10 protein-coding genes are annotated in these 17,624 nt (G+C 46.7%); 8 read left to right on the top strand and 2 right to left on the bottom strand.

Annotated features, from left to right (window positions below):
• Positions 1-1,542 carry a vanadium-dependent haloperoxidase gene (locus FOT42_RS03915; protein ID WP_151889246.1) on the bottom strand — a complete coding sequence of 514 codons (1,542 nt, stop codon included), beginning with the start codon at positions 1,540-1,542 and terminating at the stop codon, positions 1-3.
• The gene (locus tag FOT42_RS03910) at positions 1,532-2,530 is read right to left on the bottom strand and encodes a transporter (protein WP_226789792.1); all 999 of its coding nucleotides are present in this window, start codon (positions 2,528-2,530) and stop codon (positions 1,532-1,534) included. The genes FOT42_RS03915 and FOT42_RS03910 overlap by 11 nt, the downstream gene beginning before the upstream one ends.
• Before the next feature lie 351 nt (positions 2,531-2,881).
• Between FOT42_RS03910 and FOT42_RS03905 the strand changes: the two genes are divergently transcribed.
• The 8 genes from FOT42_RS03905 (at position 2,882) to FOT42_RS03870 (ending at position 17,600) form a co-directional block, all read left to right on the top strand.
• The gene (locus FOT42_RS03905; protein WP_151889245.1) at positions 2,882-5,635 is read left to right on the top strand and encodes a helix-turn-helix and ligand-binding sensor domain-containing protein; all 2,754 of its coding nucleotides are present in this window, start codon (positions 2,882-2,884) and stop codon (positions 5,633-5,635) included.
• A gap of 231 nt (positions 5,636-5,866) precedes the next feature.
• Positions 5,867-8,905, top strand: a complete 3,039-nt coding sequence (locus FOT42_RS03900) for a SusC/RagA family TonB-linked outer membrane protein (protein WP_151889244.1) — start codon at positions 5,867-5,869, stop codon at positions 8,903-8,905.
• Positions 8,906-8,915: 10 nt separating this feature from the next.
• On the top strand, positions 8,916-10,460 hold the full coding sequence (locus tag FOT42_RS03895) for a RagB/SusD family nutrient uptake outer membrane protein (RefSeq protein ID WP_151889243.1): 1,545 nt from the start codon (positions 8,916-8,918) through the stop codon (positions 10,458-10,460).
• 24 nt (positions 10,461-10,484) lie between these two features.
• Positions 10,485-12,197 carry a LamG domain-containing protein gene (locus FOT42_RS03890; RefSeq protein WP_151889242.1) on the top strand — a complete coding sequence of 571 codons (1,713 nt, stop codon included), beginning with the start codon at positions 10,485-10,487 and terminating at the stop codon, positions 12,195-12,197.
• Positions 12,198-12,227: 30 nt separating this feature from the next.
• On the top strand, positions 12,228-13,598 hold the full coding sequence (locus FOT42_RS03885; protein WP_151889241.1) for a glucoamylase family protein: 1,371 nt from the start codon (positions 12,228-12,230) through the stop codon (positions 13,596-13,598).
• Positions 13,588-14,964, top strand: coding sequence for a glucoamylase family protein (locus tag FOT42_RS03880; RefSeq protein WP_417937740.1), 1,377 nt, complete (start codon positions 13,588-13,590; stop codon positions 14,962-14,964). Before FOT42_RS03885 ends, FOT42_RS03880 begins: the two co-directional genes overlap by 11 nt.
• Positions 14,965-15,044: 80 nt before the next feature.
• Positions 15,045-15,833, top strand: coding sequence for a carboxylesterase family protein (locus tag FOT42_RS03875; protein ID WP_151889240.1), 789 nt, complete (start codon positions 15,045-15,047; stop codon positions 15,831-15,833).
• Positions 15,834-15,836: 3 nt separating this feature from the next.
• Positions 15,837-17,600, top strand: a complete 1,764-nt coding sequence (locus FOT42_RS03870; protein WP_151889239.1) for a discoidin domain-containing protein — start codon at positions 15,837-15,839, stop codon at positions 17,598-17,600.
• The last annotated feature ends 24 nt before the right edge of the window (positions 17,601-17,624 follow it).

Raw genomic sequence — 17,624 nt, 5'->3', positions numbered from 1 at the left:
TCATTGGTCGGCACCATCTGCTTTGGCCCTATCAATGGTGTATTGGGCCACGTTACGTCCTTGTTCCGTGCCCACAGTGGCATCAAAACTCCAGTGGATGCCGCCGTACACTCTGGAAATCGCCGCTTCTTCTGCCCAAGCCCTCATCTTGGATGCTTCCTCTGGGAAAACATAGGAAAGGACTTCCGATGCCGCAGCCGAAAACACACTGTGTCCAGAGGTATAGCTCGGAAAATTGGGCGTACCCGCAATGGTCTTGAACCCTTCGATCATCTGTATGGGCCTGGGATAGTGGTAATAGTATTTGGCATCCCAGCAGCTAATACCGGAATCCATGATGGCCATGTTCATATAGGCCAAGGTCCTAGTGGTCTGCAAGGGGTTCAACCGATATTCCACCATAAGCTCATTGGCAATACGGTTCCAGTGTCCCGGAGGTGTATAGGTGCCAAGCCCGTCCTGCCAAAAGTTGGCGATCCTACGGCGTTCGTCGGTCATGTTGTCGGCGTAGTCTTTCAGTAGTTTTATATCATCCAAAAATTCCTGTGAATCCAATTGAGGAGGGGCTATGGGACGAACGCTTTCCACATCGTCAATGCTCCACATGGTCACTTTGCCAAAGAGCGGGGTGAGGCCCACGGGGCGCACTGGGATTTCCAGATTGTCCCAAGCCCAGCCAAACCTATCGAGAGCAGCCTGCTTAATGGAGTCCGATACGGCCTTTGGGGTCTGTGCATTCTTCATGCCATCATTAGCGGCACGTGCCAAGGCTGTGGAAGATACCGCATCGCCGATTTCGACTCCGGCATCGATGTCACTCATCACATTGCCCCCAGAAAGCATCAGGCTTTCCAAATGTTCTTCCTCTAGTTCTTGCAAGTATTCGGCTTCCAAAGGGAACATGGCCGTTAGGATGTTCCTTGATGCCCTTGCAACCACCGCACCATCCGAAGGATAGGAGGGAATATCATTGTCCTCATAGGCGTAGTCGATGCTTTCATCCAGTTGGTAAGGTGCTGGTCTGTTGTAATTGTATTTGTGGTGCCATGCACTGATGAGCCCATCAAATTGCGCCACGGACATATAGGCCAACGCCCTGCACGCATAGGGTGGATGGGCAAAGGGAAATGCCGGTGGTCCTTCTGGGTTGGAAGGGTTGGGCAGGGTATAGGTGCCGTCAGCATTGGGCCCGGGGATGAGATTATATTTGGCGATCAGTTCCAGGGCAATCTCGTTCCAACGAATGGCCGGGTTGTTGGTCCAGTATTTTACCGCTTTTTTCTGTTCAGAGGTCATACTGGCCATGGCTTCTTTCATATCTTCGAGCTCATCCAAATAGGATTGAGAATCGGTCGCTTCTGGTGTCGTTATCTCAATGGCCGCTCCAGATTCTTGAAGAACGGGAACCCAATCGCCACCATCTTCATCAGGTTCGGAGTACGCATAACTTTCATACGGAAGGTACTGTGGGGTATCTTTTTCGCAAGAGGCCAAGGTAATGAGGCCCACGGCCAATAATAGGGTATATATCTTATTGTTCATCGGTCGCTTCAGTTTGTTTTTTAATGACATTGAATTGGTAGGTGATGCCAAAGCCCGTATTGCTCAGCTTGGGAACGTTCCTTCCGTCCACCACTCGGTTGTGATAGGCCACTATCCCAAATCCTTTCAACGATTTGAAGAAGTATTGCGCTGAAAAACCTATGCGGTCGGATTCCACTTTGTTGGTGGGTTGTGCCGCATTGTATGCCCGGATATCATCACCACTGGTCGAGGTAAGGCTGAAATAGCTCATCTCAAGTTTCAAAGACCTATCGAGCAGCCATTTCCCGATGATGCCCTCATAGGTCCATGCATTGGGCACATCCATCCAGGCGGAATAGTAGCTGCCATTGTTGTAGTAATAGTCCCGTTCCGCTTCGGTATATCCGCGCCATAGGTAGGCGAGGGAGGCACGGGCATAAAAACCGTTGTTCCATTGGTATTGGGTTATGCCTCGCAAGGAAAACTCAGGGGCACCCGCCCCAATGCTGTAGGGCCTGTAATCCGAAAGATAATTGGTGAAAGGGGTTGAAAAACCAGCCGTGGCGAGGGCTGTGAACTTTCCAGCGCCCAGATCTCGGTGTATGGCACGGTATTTAAGCGCAAGCCCGATATCCTGAAATCCTTTGGCACCGGCAAATTTTCCTCCATTGGGTTCGGATGATTCGGTATTGATGTAGGGTAGGCTGATATAAAAATTAAGGTCGTCCAAAATACCGATGGCGGCCATGGGCATGATGGTTTTTTGGTCCACTGTGGCAATGGTCTCATTGGACCTTAATAAAGATCCCTCCCAATAGCGGTCAAAAGTTCCAAAGTCATACGATAGAAGCACGCAGATGTTTTTGGAAGGCATCATCAGGGCATCGTTGGGTGTCTGTGCCTGGAGCGAAAGACCCATACAGGCAAATACCAATAAACAAGTCCGACGGAAAGCTCTTCCTGACTTGTAGGGTGTATTGGCGCAAGTACATTTTACTTGAATCATAGTTTAAATTTGGTTGGATATGGTGCCAAGAAGTCTGTTCTAACCCCTTGGTGTATTATTGCGCTAAAATAGATCTGTGGAATATGGCCACGGATTAAGGAGAAAACAATAAAGGTTATGAAAAAGGAAAAAAGATTAGGAAAAGATTAAAATAGGTTGTCAAATGTTAAATAGTCCTGTAAATGAGAAAAATACGTTCAGCTCAATTATTCGAGAACAGTTATTTGTGAGTACTTTCCCGTATTTGAAACACAATGGGGGCGTGTTCCTGAAAAGATTTGCATTGTCATCCACATTGTTTTGTATATTAAAGGAAAGGAAAGACCTTTGGTGGTAGGTTAATCGAACAATATGCTTTATAGGTTCATAAGGACTTGTATCCTCTTCTTCCCTCTATGGTTATGTGGACAGAACATGCTCCCGCCCATTTATAACTACCGCTTGTTGGAGTATAAAGGGGCGAGCAAGAACTGGGATGTTGCGGTGAACGATGACGGGGAGCTTTTTGTGGCCAATAACAAGGGATTGCTCTATTTTAATGGGGAACAATGGACCCTCAACAAACTGCCCAACAATACCATCATCAGATCGGTAGAATCCATTGGAGACCGGGTGTACACCGGATCGTATGAAGAGTTTGGCTATTGGGTGAAAAATGAAATTGGGCAACTCCAATATACCTCGCTTACACATTTGATCACGGACCATACCTTCACCAGCGAGGAGTTTTGGGAAATATTCCCATCCAATAATAAAGTACTGTTCCGTTCCTTCTCGGCTATTTATAGTTATGATGGAAATGAAATAGAAGTGGTGGACCCTCCCAATTTTGTATCTGATTTTATCGAATTCAATGATAAGCTCATTGTCGCTTCCGGGCCTCTCGGTCTTTTTGAGCTGAAGGGCAAGGAGTTGGTACCTTTGCCCGACCAGGATTTGCTTATGGGGAAAACGATTACCGACATGGTGGTCTTCAAGGGCAGTTTGATGGTAGGTACCAAGCTCAGTGGATGTTACCTTTTTGATGGAAAAAACCTCCGTCCATGGTCGGCCAAGATCAACGAAGAACTCAAACAGCACCAATTGAACAAGATGTCCTTGCTTGGTAGGGACCGGATAGGTTTTGGTACCATCAAAAATGGGATGTACCTCTATGACTCGTTCACGGGAGGCTATCAAATATTGAACAGGGAATCTGGATTGCAGAACAATACGGTCCTTTCCATATTATTGTATAACGACCAACTCTGGTTGGGACTCGACAATGGTATTGCCCGTGTAAAACTCAACAATCCCATTTCCTACTATACCGATTATACAGGGGCTCTGGGAATGGTATATGATATTGCCGCGTACAAAGGCAAACTCTATTTGGGGAGCAATACCGGTGTTTTTTATTTTGAAGGGAACGAACTCAAGTTCGTGAACGGTTCACAAGGCCATGTATGGGATTTGGTGGAACTGGAAGGTGACCTGCTTTGCGGGCACAATACGGGTACATACAAAGTGGAGGAAGATGGCTTTATTCCTTTGGGGTCCATTACGGGAGGCTATCAGACCATAAAGGTGCCTGGACAAAATGCCTTGTATGTTCAGGGTACCTACAACGGGCTTTCAAAATTCGTGAAAAAGGACGATGGGGACTGGGAGATCACCAAGATTGAAGGATTCGATTTTCCGGTAAAGCACCTTTGTTTTGAGACCCCAACAATACTATGGGCGGCCCATCCTTATAAAGGTTTCTACAGGATCCATTTTGATGGTGGAAATTACGATAGGGTAGGGAGTGTACAGCAATTTGATGGCGAGGGAGCACCAAGTGAGTACAATGTGAAGATATACAACATCAAGAACCATATTGTGCTGAACAGTGAGGGCCAATGGTATTGGTACAATCCCATTGGTGACCAAATAGTCACTTTTGAAGAGTTCAAGGAGTATAAGGATAAGGAACTCCTTTTCTTTGATGAGGAGCATTATTGGTTTGTGGATGGAGAAGACAAAAAAGCGATCATATTCACCAATCTTAAGCAAGATAGCCTGATGGTCACCGACCTGCCATTGCGGGAACGATTGGCCCCTGACTCCCAAAAGGTGGTCAAGGTGAACGATAGTCTTTCCTATATTACACTGAGCGATGGTTTTGCGCGGGTCAACCAGTCCATGTTGAAGGGCCAATCACAGCAGTTGATACTTCCTGTGCCCAATATCATTGTATTGCGCGATCAAAAGGGTACACACCCCATTGGGCAAGAACAAATGGAACTGTCCTTTAGGCATTCCCAGGCCATCACCATAGAGGTGGCTTCCCCGAATTATATTTCTCCCCATTATCATTTTGAGTTGAAGGGCCCCAAAGAATACTCGGAACACGTGGAAAACGGTTTCATCAATTTCCAGAACCTGCCCTTTGGGGAATATACTTTCAAGGTCCACACAGCAGGTATGGACAATCAACTTTCAGAACCCAGTATATTGAAATTCACCATTTTGCCCCCTTGGTACCTTTCCACCTTAAGTCTGGTCCTGTATGGGGTGCTGGCCATTTTGGCGATAATCTTGGTGCGCAGGTACAACAGAAGGAAATTGGGGCGTAAACAGCGGGAACTGGAACAGCAAATGGAGAAGGAACAACAGGAAAGATTGGCCCAGTTTGAAAAGGAGGAACTCGCCAAGGAAATCCGGCTGAAACAGAATGAACTTGCGAGTACCACCCTGAACATTGCCAAGAAGAATGAGATGATGCTGGAGATCAAGAACATGCTTTTGGTGAACAAGGACAAGTTTTCCAATTCACAGCGGTACCGATCGTTCATCAAAAAATTGGACAGTTCCATTGAGGACACAGAGGATTGGAAACGGTTCGAGGTCAATTTTAAGGAACTCCACGAAGATTTCTTTGAGAGACTGTTGAAAGCATATCCTACCTTGACACCCAAGGATCTCAAACTTTGCGCTTATCTCAAAATGAACCTTTCCACCAAAGAAATTGCCCCGCTCATGGCCATATCGGTCAGGGGTGTAGAGATACATCGGTATCGACTACGGAAAAAACTGGAAATTGATAGTTCAGAAAACCTCTCTAATTTCCTTATCACCTTCTAGGCCTATAGCACATGGTTTTAAGGTAAAATTCCTACTTTTTGGAATTACATCATCACTACATCACAATGTTAATATTTTTCACAGTCATTACAGGTAAACTACTGCAAATACAGTGAAATAAGGCCTTTTCAGGGGTATTTTAATGATGTATTTATTATGTATTGCCTCTGTACGCCAACCATTTAAGGTTTTGTTAATTTAGTAAAAATCTAACTCTATTTTTGCACAATTATGAAAATTAAAAGCAAACTTTTGCTAATCTCGTTTATGTTGTTTCAGGCAGTACTTTTTGCCCAAAACAATATCACGGTTTCGGGAACGGTAATGGACGATCAGGGCCAACCGTTGCCAGGGGCCAGTGTTATCTTAAAAGGTACAACAACGGGAATCCAAACAGATTTTGATGGTAACTATAGCTTGGACAATGTGCCAGGGGACGGAACCTTGGTGTTCAGCTATATAGGTTTTGCCACTCAAGAAGTTCCAGTTGGTAACAGGGCCAATATTGATGTCAACATGCAGGAAGACACCCAAAGTCTGGATGAAGTGGTCGTTGTGGGCTATGGTACCCAACGAAAGGCCGATTTGACAGGTTCCATTGTAACGGTGGATGCCGAGGAGATTGAAAAAACCCCATCTGCCAACCCGGTGCAGTCGCTGCAGGGCAAAGTGGCCGGGGTACAGATCGTGACCACAGGAAGCCCTGGAGCATCACCAACCGTCAGGATTCGAGGATTGGGAACTTATTCTGATGCAACAGAACTATTATATGTAGTGGATGGGATGTTCTACAGCAACATCGACTTTTTGAACCCCAATGACATCAAAACGATGAACGTGCTCAAGGATGCCTCCTCTTCTGCCATTTATGGGGTAAGGGCCGCCAACGGGGTCATCATCATTGAGACCAAATCTGGTGGTAAGAACAGGAAACCACAAATCGAGTATAACGGTTACACAGGTATACAACGCGCCCAAAATGTATTGCAGATGGCCAACGCAGAGCAATTTGCGACCATGGCCGTGGAATCAGGTTCTGCTGCAGATGTCCAATTCGTGCTCAATGCCATGCAGCGCTATGGAAGAAGCCGCGTCAACCCCAATGTGCCCAATGTGAATACGGACTGGTTTGATGAGATCATCAGGGATGGGATCATTCAAAACCATGGGTTGAGCGTAACCGGTGGTACGGAAAATGTAGCTTACTCGATCGGGACCAACTATTTCTCCCAAGAAGGTCTTCTCGATATGAAGAATAAATACGAGCGGTTCAATATCCGCTCCAAACTGGATGTGGATGTTTCTGATAATGTAAAAGTGGGGGTGAACACCGTGTTCAGTAATGCCACACAGTTTACGCCAGAAGACTCGGCATGGTTCAAGGCATACTTTGCAGTTCCGATACTCCCTGTTTTTGATGAGTTGAACACAGCTGCCACTCCCGTACGCTATGCCAATGCACAGGCATTGGGATACAGGGGTACACAAAACCCATTTCCAGACATGGAGTACAATAACAATAGGTTGAAAATAAGAAAGTTGTTGGCCAACATTTATCTACAGACGGATTTCATCAAGGACAAACTGACCTTCAAGACCACCTATAATGTAGATTTTTCTGCCTTGGAAGAGCGCTATGTGAATTTGCCCTACAATATGGGATTCGGCGATCAGCGTCTTTCGGACATCAACAGAAAACAGAACAACTACTACAACCAGATCTGGGACAATATCTTGACCTATAACGACACCTACAATGAGGACCACCATGTTACCATAATGGCAGGTGCTTCATACAGGGACGAGGCATCGAACAGGTTCGAGGCCACAGGTACGGATATTGCGGGAATCAACTATGAAACCTCTTGGTACTTGGATTTTGCCGACCCACTCTCCTTCAACAACAATGTGGAAGAAGAAAACAAAAGGGTGTATGGTCAATCTTATTTCGGAAGAGTTTCCTATAACTTTAAGGACAGATATCTATTATATGGAACATTTAGGGCAGATAGATCATCCAAGTTCACGAAAGACCAATGGGGTTACTTCCCTGCGTTGGGTGCCGGATGGGTCATTTCAAAAGAACCGTTCATGCAGGATAACTCCATTTTCGATTTCTTGAAACTGAGGGCCGCATGGGGCCGCTTGGGGAATGACAATGTCAACGCAAGTTCTGGATCTAACACCATCAGCAATGTAACCGTGGATTTGGGGGACAACCCGGTAACCGGTATCACAGCTACGAGCAATTTTTCCGACTTGAGTTGGGAAGTGGTGGAAGAACTTGATTTTGGTATCAACCTTACCACACTCAGCAACCGCTTGTCGTTGGAGGCTGACTACTATATCAGGGATACGGAGAATGCCATTATGCCCGTTTACATCCCCATAGCCAATGTCACCATTGACAGAAACTCAGGGGTCATCCGAAACTCGGGGGTGGAAGTGGCCCTAAACTGGAGCGATAACATCTCGGAAGACCTGAGCTATACTGTAGGGGCCAATTTTACCACAGTCAAGAATGAAACCCTTGAAATTGAGAATGAGAGTGGATATATCGACTCGGGATCTGCCGAATTCCGTCAAAGGACCATAGTTGGGGAGCCATTATATGCCTTTTATGGATATGAAACTACCGGGGTATATCAAAACCAAGCCCAGATAGATGCCGATCCGGTAGCGCAGAATGCCATAAACAATGGACAGAATATCCAGCCTGGTTATCTGATCTATAACGATAGGAACGGGGATGGTAGCATCACGGATGAAGATAGAACAGTCCTAGGATCTTTCCTACCCGAGTTCACCTATGGTGGAAATATTGGGGTCAACTACAAGGATTTTGGTTTTTCCATGAATTTCTATGGACAAACAGGCAATAAAATATTGAACAGGAAACGGGGAGAGATCATCTTCACCAGTGATACCAATATGGACGCCGATCTCGCCAAAAACCGTTGGCACGGGGAAGGTACCAGCAATACCTACCCATCATCAGCGGGCCTTCGCAACAGTTGGAACCAACGTCTCAGTGATTTCTGGGTAGAGGATGGGGATTTTTTCAGGATCCAGAACATTCAGTTGGCCTATACCTTAAGGGGCGATAAGCTCAAAGGTAATGCACCTGACTTCAAATTTACCCTCACAGCCGAACGACCTCTTACCTTGTTCAGCTACAACGGGTTCAACCCAGAAGTTTCCAATGGGGTGGATCGCCAAACATATCCGGTACCGGCAGTATACACCATAGGTGTCAATGTTAAACTATAAAAAAATTGAAATGAAAAATAAGAAAAACACAATCAGCAAATGGACGTTTGCACTCATTGCGATGTTTTTCATCCAATCGTGCAGTGACAAGTTCGACGATATAGAAGGACAGCTCAATGCAGATGACCTGGATTACTCGAACACCGAAAATATGATCCAAGCCTTGGCAGGTTCCTACAACATTTTTGCCACTAGGGGATGGGAAGAGCCCTTGTTGCTCTCCGTCCGTGGGGATGATGTCAATGCGGGTGGATTGGGCGATCAGCAGCCCTTTGCGGACACTGACAATTTTGTATATACGCAAGATTATTGGATGTACAACTCCTTGTGGAACATCCACTACGGTGACATTGTCGGCCTCAACACCGAAATAGGGCTGATAGAAAACTTTAAGAGCTTTGCCGATGAAAACGGACAGGCCACTGCAGACCAGTACATAGCTGAGATCAAAGTGCTGAGAGCATGGTTGCACTTCAATCTTGCAAGGGTCTGGGGCGATGTGTTCATCATCCAGACAACCACACCGGATACTGAGATTGCAGACGGACCGGCATCCAAGAATCAGGTCATGCAGTTCATATCCGATCAAATGGACGAAGCGATTCCGTTGTTGCCCAATTTGAGACCCAACGAAAGGACCGATGTACCTGGTGGGGTGACCCGATATACGGCCTATGCCTTGAAGGCCATGGCCCAATTGGAAATGGAGAACTACCAAGGCGTGGCCGATGCCTGCGGGGCCATCATCAGCTCCAATAAGTTTACATTGTATCCTGATTTTTACAGTCTGTTCAAGAAACCAGGTGAGTTGAGTGATGAAAGTTTGCTCGAAATGCAATTTTCCGATTATGGTTCCAGTACTGGGGATACGTTCTATCATTTGTATGGCCCATTTGGTCCCCAAGGATGGACTCCGGCAAGGGCAAATGCTTCAGATGGATGGGGTTTTTATGAGCCCAGTATGAAGTTCATCAAATTCATGTTGGACCGAAATGAAACCGTCAGGTTGGAGACCAGTGTCCTTTGGACGAACCGAGGTATCGCAGAACTTCAGACCGATCCCAATTATGCAAGTCTACCTGCCTTTGTGAACAATACCACAAGAGATGGGGACGTCATCAACGATTATGCACGGGCACTTTTTTCCAGCGGAAAACACTATCTGCCATCCGTTCAGATCACTACGGGGCGTAATGATTATGGAGGAGGCAAGAATATGATCGTCATCCGCTATGCCGAGATATTGTTGATGTACGCCGAAGCCCTGACACGTGGTGCCAGTGGTACCGGTATGACAGCGGACCAAGCTGTAAATCTCATCAGAAGCCGCGCAGGTTTGGGCGGACTGTCCGGTGTTACCAGTGATCAGGTCATGGATGAAAAGTTTGCCGAACTGGCCTTGGAATGGGGGATCAGGTACTACGACATGATCCGTTTGGACAATTTCTCCGAACTGAGCTACGATGGAAGGACCTTTTCAGCGGACAAACAATTGCTGCCTTACCCACAGGCCCAGGTGGACGCATTGCCAACCCTGGGAAACGGGGGCAACTAACATTAACCAAATAAACTACGAAAGATGAAATACACAGTTAAATCCATAGTGTTCCTTTTGGGACTTCTGGTGGTTTCCTGTAATGAGGGAATAGATCCCATTACCGCAGTGGATGCGGGAGTGGACGAAACGGCACCTTCAATAGTCATTAACAAACCTATAGATGGTTTTCAGTTAAAAGTACCAGAAGCTGTTGCAGCTATCACTATCGATTTTGAAGTTAGGGATGATATAGAGATCAGCACTGTTTCTGTTGCAATGGATGGGACCGAAATTGCCAGTTATACGGGGTTCTTGGATTACCGTTACTTTATAAAGGATGATTTGGTATATGACAATGTAACCACGGGGGTACACACATTGACCATAACGGCTACGGACATAGATGGAAAAACCACCACATCTTCTATTGATTTTGAGAAAACACCACCTTATGTACCTATATATGATGGAGAAATGTTCTATATGCCTTTTGATGGCGATTTTAATGAGCAGGTTACCATTACAGCAGCTACCGAAGTGGGATCTCCGAGCCTTGCTGGTGGGGTGTCAGGAAATGCATACCAAGGGGCTGCGGATTCCTATCTGAGGTTCCCATCAGCCGATTTGGCCCAAGGAAATGAATTCAGTGCCACGTTCTGGTTGAAAATCGATCCATCGGATACAAGGGCGGGAATAATCAATATTGCGCCAGCAGAACCGGCATCTCCATCCGATAAGCCCAGTGGGTTTGGATTGATCCGCGAAGGAAGTGCGGACGCACAGAAATTCATACTTCTTGTGGGCAATGGCACCAATGCCACCTGGGTGAACCCAGGAGTCCCGGCCACCATAGACCCGACCCTTGACGAGTGGGTACATTTTGGAATCTCGATTTCGGCAACCAATGCAGCACTGTACATGAACGGGGAATTGGTTGGAGAAACTGCTTTTACCGGAATAGACTGGACAGGTGTGGGAGATTTGGTGATTATGTCCGGCGACCCCAATTTTAATGGGTGGGACCACAAAACAGAGAAAGGGCAAATGGATGAGTTGAGGCTGTTTAACAAAGCACTTTCGCAACAGGAAATTCAAAAGCAGGTCACGGAGTCGAGTTCTACATTCTATTTACCCTTTGATGGAAGCTATACTGAAGCCCTAAGTGGTGAAAATGCTACCGAAGTGGGATTTCCGAGCCTTGTTGGTGGGGTATCAGGAAATGCATACCAAGGGGCTGCGGATTCCTATCTGAGGTTCCCATCAACCGGTTTGGCCCAAGGAAATGAATTCAGTGCCACATTCTGGTTGAAAGTCGACCCATCGGATACAAGGGCGGGAATAATCAATATTGCGCCAGCAGAACCGGCATCTCCATCCGATAAGCCCAGTGGGTTCGGATTGATCCGCGAAGGAAGTGCGGACGCACAGAAATTCATACTTCTTGTGGGCAATGGCACCAATGCCACCTGGGTGAACCCAGGAGCCCCGGCCACCATAGACCCGACCCTTGACGAGTGGGTACATTTTGGAATCTCGATTTCGGCAACCAATGCAGCACTGTACATGAACGGGGAATTGGTTGGAGAAACTGCTTTTACCGGAATAGACTGGACAGGTGTGGGAGATTTGGTGATCATGTCCGGCGACCCCAATTTTAGTGGGTGGGACCACAAAACAGAGAAAGGACAAATGGATGAGTTAAGGCTATATAGCAAAGCACTCACACAAGAGGAAATTCAAAATTTGATACAATAATTAGTTTAGTCGAGTTAGTTTAGTTTTTATATGAGGTTAATTTTAGTTCCAATGGCTGTTGCATCCTTACTTATAGGGTGCAATGGCCATAAAAACAAAAAAGAAGGGGATTCAACAAGCAAAAGCGAGGATGCCATCTCCTACACGGATGAGGCATTGATGGACTCTGTCCAGTACCAGACCTTCAACTATTTTTGGGAAGGTGCAGAGCCAGTTTCAGGATTGGCAAGGGAGCGTTTCCACATGGATAACGAGTATCCCAACCACGACAAGGATATCATCACAACAGGAGGCTCTGGTTTTGGCCTTATGGCCATCCTAGTAGGTGTGGAGCGCAAGTTCATCACTCGGGAACAGGCTTTGGAGCGATATGAAAAGATTGTAGACTTTTTGGAAAAGGCCGATCGGTTTCATGGAGCATGGCCCCATTGGTTGTTGCCATCGGGAAAAGTGACCCCTTTCAGTCCAAAGGACAATGGAGGTGACTTGGTGGAAACGGCATTTTTGGTACAGGGCCTTTTGACCGTAAAGGAATACTTCAAGGATGGGAACGAGCGCGAACAAAAATTGGCGCAAAAGATCCAAGAACTTTGGGAAGGAGTCGAGTGGGACTGGTACACCAAAGGTGGCGAAGATGTACTCTATTGGCATTGGAGTCCCGAATATGGATGGGAAATGAACTTTCCCGTTGGGGGGTACAACGAATGCCTGATCATGTACGTTCTCGCAGCAGCATCCCCGACACACTCCATCAATAAAAGTGTTTATGAAAAAGGATGGGCGTTGGATGGCGCGATAGCCAAAGACACTACTTATTATGGTCTGGAGACCGAACTCAACCACTTTGAGCACGATGATGCTCCCGTAGGGCCACTCTTCTGGGCGCACTATTCCTATTTGGGATTGGACCCAAAGGGTCTTACCGATCAATTCGGGGACTATTGGAAGCTCAATACCAACCATGCCATGATCCACTACAAATATGCGGTGGACAATCCAGATGGATATGAAGGTTATGGGGAAGATTGCTGGGGATTGACCTCAAGCTATTCCATCAAAGGATATGCGGGCCACAGGCCAGGCGAGGACTTGGGAGTGATATCGCCAACCGCCGCCCTTTCCTCCATGCCCTACACACCCAAAGAGAGTACACAGTTTTTAAGGTATATGTACACCCGGCAGGATAGTTTGATCGGAAAGTACGGTCCGTATGACGCCTTCAGTTTGGAAAAGGATTGGTACTTGCCCAGATACTTGGCCATAGATCAAGGGCCCATACCCGTCATGATAGAAAACCATAGGAGTGGTCTTTTGTGGAAACTGTTCATGGCAAACGAAGAAGTGAAAAATGGATTGACAAAATTGGGCTTTGATAGCCCTTACCTAAAGAATGATGATTAAAAAAGCATACGCTCTCATCTTTCTCCTGGCCCTAGTGGTCTCGTGCGGCGGAGGTGATGACTACACCTATGTGCCAACAACTCCCGAGATTCCCGACGATGGCTCGGATGATGACGTGCCGACCATCACCGACAATGAGCTGATGGACTTGGTGCAGAAAGAAACCTTCAAGTACTTTTGGGACTTTGCGGAACAAAACTCGGGAGGTGCCAAGGAAAGGTACCATCCCGATGACCCGAACAGGGATTCGCAGGTGGTGACGGCAGGCGGTACTGGCTTTGGATTGATGGCCATTTTGGTAGGGATCGAACGTGGCTTTATTTCCAGGACGGAAGGTGTGGAACGATTGACCACGCTTTTGGATTTTTTGGAAAATGCAGATCGTTTCCATGGCGCATGGTCCCACTGGATCAATGGTTCCACCGGGGCTGTGATTCCCTTTAGCTCTTTGGATGATGGGGGAGATTTGGTGGAAACCGCTTTTTTGGCCCAGGGATTGATCTGCATCAAGGAATATTTGAAAAATGGCTCGGCTGAGGAACAAGCATTGGCCCAAAAGGCTGATGAGCTTTGGAAAGGTGTGGAGTGGGACTGGTACACCCAAGGACAAAATGTGCTATACTGGCATTGGAGCCCCAACCACGATTTCGCCATCAATCTACAGCTAAAAGGATATAATGAAGTGCTGATCACCTATATTTTGGCCGCGGCCTCACCCGATTTTGGCATTGAAAAGGAAGTGTATGCCAACGGTTGGGCCTCAAATGGGGGCATCAAATCATCCAACACCCAATATGGGTATCCGTTGCTGGTAAAACACAATGGCAACGAACAATTTGGGGGCCCTTTGTTTTGGGCGCATTATTCCTATTTGGGGCTCAACCCCAAAACCCTTTCCGATGAGTATGTGGATTATTGGAACGTAAACGTCAACCATTCCAAGATCAATTATGAGTATTGTGTTGCCAATCCAAAAGGATTTGAGGATTATGGGGAAGACTGTTGGGGGCTTACCGCCAGTTACTCCAGGAACAACGATGGGAGCATGGGTTACAATGCCCACAGCCCATCCAACGATATCGGGGTCATATCGCCCACTGCGGCCATAAGCTCCATTCCCTACACTCCTCAGGAATCTTTGAAGGCCATGCACTATTTTTACAAAAACAAAGACAAACTGCTGGGGCCTGCCGGTTTTTACGATGCCTTCAGTCCAGAGTACAATTTTTGGGTGGCTGAGGCCTATTTGGCCATTGATCAAGGACCTCAGATCATCATGATCGAAAACCATCGCACAGGACTCCTCTGGAATCTGTTTATGGCCAATGAAGATGTACAGGCAGGACTCACCAAACTCGGATTTTGATATGAAAATACATCACTCAGTCTGTACATTCGCTGGTTTTTTTGTTTCTTCATTTTTTGTAACCTTATAATATTGAACAGATGAAAAAACAATTAGTTCTACCGTTAATGCTATTGTTGGGCACTTTGGTTTCGGCCCAATGGCAATCCAAGTATGAAAAAAAGGAGTTGGTCGATGGAAACGATACCTTACGATATCGGATCATGTACCCCAAAGATTTCAAGGAAACGGAAACCTATCCCGTCATCCTCTTTTTGCATGGAGCCGGGGAACGGGGAAACGATAATGAGAGCCAATTGGTCCATGGAGGCAAGTTGTTTGCCACGGATTATCTTCAGGAGCGTTATCCCGCCATTGTCATTTTTCCACAATGTCCCAAGGAAAGCTATTGGTCCAATGTGGATGTGGACCGAAGCACATATCCCATAAAACTCAATTTTAAATATGATAGTGGCCCCACCAAGCCATTGAAAATGGTGATGGACCTGTTGGACAGCACCATCCAACAAGCCTATGCCGATGAAAACCAGATTTACCTGATGGGCCTTTCCATGGGCGGAATGGGCAGCTTCGAGCTGTTGAGCCGTAGGCCGGATACTTTTGCGGCGGCCATTCCCATTTGTGGCGGAGGTGACCCCAATTCGGTTTCTGGTTATGCCAAAAACACCCCTTTGTGGGTATTCCACGGGGCACAGGACAATGTGGTAAACCCGCTCCAGTCCATGGAAATGGTCAGTGCTCTGCTCAAGGCAGGGGTTTATCCAAAATTCACCCTATATGATTTTGCCAATCACGGCAGTTGGGACCCAGCTTTTGCGGAACCTGACCTATTGCCCTGGTTGTTTTCACATAAAAAAACGACCCCATAGATCATGCAGAAAAGATTGTTGGTCATAGGAGTTTTTGTGTTGATTGGATTTTCAAAAAATCTGAATGCGCAACAAAAAACCTATTGCAACCCCATCAACATCGATTATGGTTACACGCCCATACCCAATTTTGCCACGCATGGCAAACACAGGGCCACGGCCGACCCCGTGATTGTCACCTTCAAGGATAAATATTTTCTCTTTTCCACCAACCAATGGGGTTATTGGTGGAGCGATGATATGTATGACTGGAAATTCATCCCTCGAAAGTTTCTGAGGGAGAGGAATAAGGTCTATGACGAACTGTGCGCCCCAGCGGCCTTTGTGATGAAGGATGAACTGTACTTGATCGGTTCCACCCACGGGCCAGCATTCTCCATGTGGAAGAGCAAGGACCCCACCACGGACAATTGGGAAATTGCCGTAGATTCCTTAAAAGCAGGTGCATGGGATCCCGGATTCTTGTACGAAGAGGATACGGACAAGCTCTATATGTATTGGGGTTCCAGCAACGTGTTCCCCATTTTGGGCACCGAGATCAACACCAAGACCCTGCAATCCGAAGGCTACGTAAAACCTTTGATTTCCTTGGTTCCCGAAGACCATGGTTGGGAACGGTTTGGCGAGCACAACGACAATACCTTTCTCCAACCTTTTATGGAAGGGGCCTGGATGACCAAACACAACGGAAAATATTATCTTCAATATGGAGCGCCAGGTACCGAGTTCAGCGGTTATGCCGATGGGGTGTATGTGAGCGATAAGCCCTTGGACGCCTTTGCGTATCAAGACCACAATCCGTTTTCATACAAGCCAGGCGGTTTTGCTAGGGGAGCAGGCCATGGCGCAACTTATCAGGATACGTTTGGAAACTGGTGGCACGTTTCCACCATAATTCTGAATCAAAAGAACAGTTTTGAACGCCGAATCGGTATTTGGCCAGCAGGTTTTGATGAGGACGATGTCATGTATTGCAATACTGCTTATGGCGATTACCCGACCTATCTTCCAAAGGAAGATGCAAATCATATCCAAGGACTGTTCACAGGTTGGATGCTGTTGAATTACAACAAACCCGTCCAAACCTCTTCCACTTTGGGAGGCTATCAACCCAATTTTGCCGTGGATGAGGACATGAAGACCTATTGGAGTGCCAAAACAGGGAATAAGGGTGAGTGGTTCCAGACCGATCTTGGGGAAGTTTCCACTATCCATGCCATACAGATCAATTATGCCGATCAAGATGTGGAGTTTTTGGGCAAATCCGAGGGCGTCTATCATCAATACAAGATTTATGCATCCAATGATGGGAAAAAATGGTCTGTTCTGGTGGACAAAAGCAAGAACCAGACCGATGTGCCCCATGACTATATCGAATTGAAAAAGGCAGCACAGGCCAGATACCTCAAAATCGAGAACATCAAAATGCCCACGGGCAAGTTCGCCCTGAGCGGTTTTCGGGTTTTTGGTAAGGGTGCAGGTGAAAAACCACAACCTGTTGAAGACTTTGTCGTGTTGCGCTCCAGTCCGGAAAAGTTTGGGGAACGGAGGAACTCTTGGCTCCGCTGGAAACAGAACGATCTTGCCGATGGCTATGTCATCTATTTTGGAAAATCCAAGGACAAGCTCTACGGAAGTATCATGGTCTATGGGAAAAACGAATATTATTTCTCGGGAATGGACCGGACCGATGCCTACTATTTTCAGATAGAGGCTTTTAATAACAATGGAATCTCCGAGCGGACAGCCATTGTCAAATCAGAATAAAATACCAAAACAAAACAACCGAAT

Source organism: Flagellimonas hadalis, from assembly GCF_007785775.2.
GTDB classification, from domain to species: domain Bacteria; phylum Bacteroidota; class Bacteroidia; order Flavobacteriales; family Flavobacteriaceae; genus Flagellimonas; species Flagellimonas hadalis.
The sequence above is the reverse complement of the archived record's forward strand: the minus strand, read 5'-3'. Positions and strand labels throughout refer to the sequence as shown.

What these genes read in the sequence shown, in the direction of transcription:
- FOT42_RS03915 (WP_151889246.1), bottom strand. Translation starts at nt 1,542, where the DNA reads ATGAACAATAAGATATATACCCTATTATTGGCCGTGGGCCTCATTACC.
- FOT42_RS03870 (WP_151889239.1), top strand. Translation starts at nt 15,837, where the DNA reads ATGCAGAAAAGATTGTTGGTCATAGGAGTTTTTGTGTTGATTGGATTT.
- FOT42_RS03910 (WP_226789792.1), bottom strand. Translation starts at nt 2,530, where the DNA reads ATGATTCAAGTAAAATGTACTTGCGCCAATACACCCTACAAGTCAGGA.
- FOT42_RS03895 (WP_151889243.1), top strand. Translation starts at nt 8,916, where the DNA reads ATGAAAAATAAGAAAAACACAATCAGCAAATGGACGTTTGCACTCATT.
- FOT42_RS03905 (WP_151889245.1), top strand. Translation starts at nt 2,882, where the DNA reads ATGCTTTATAGGTTCATAAGGACTTGTATCCTCTTCTTCCCTCTATGG.
- FOT42_RS03900 (WP_151889244.1), top strand. Translation starts at nt 5,867, where the DNA reads ATGAAAATTAAAAGCAAACTTTTGCTAATCTCGTTTATGTTGTTTCAG.
- FOT42_RS03875 (WP_151889240.1), top strand. Translation starts at nt 15,045, where the DNA reads ATGAAAAAACAATTAGTTCTACCGTTAATGCTATTGTTGGGCACTTTG.
- FOT42_RS03890 (WP_151889242.1), top strand. Translation starts at nt 10,485, where the DNA reads ATGAAATACACAGTTAAATCCATAGTGTTCCTTTTGGGACTTCTGGTG.
- FOT42_RS03885 (WP_151889241.1), top strand. Translation starts at nt 12,228, where the DNA reads ATGAGGTTAATTTTAGTTCCAATGGCTGTTGCATCCTTACTTATAGGG.
- FOT42_RS03880 (WP_417937740.1), top strand. Translation starts at nt 13,588, where the DNA reads ATGATGATTAAAAAAGCATACGCTCTCATCTTTCTCCTGGCCCTAGTG.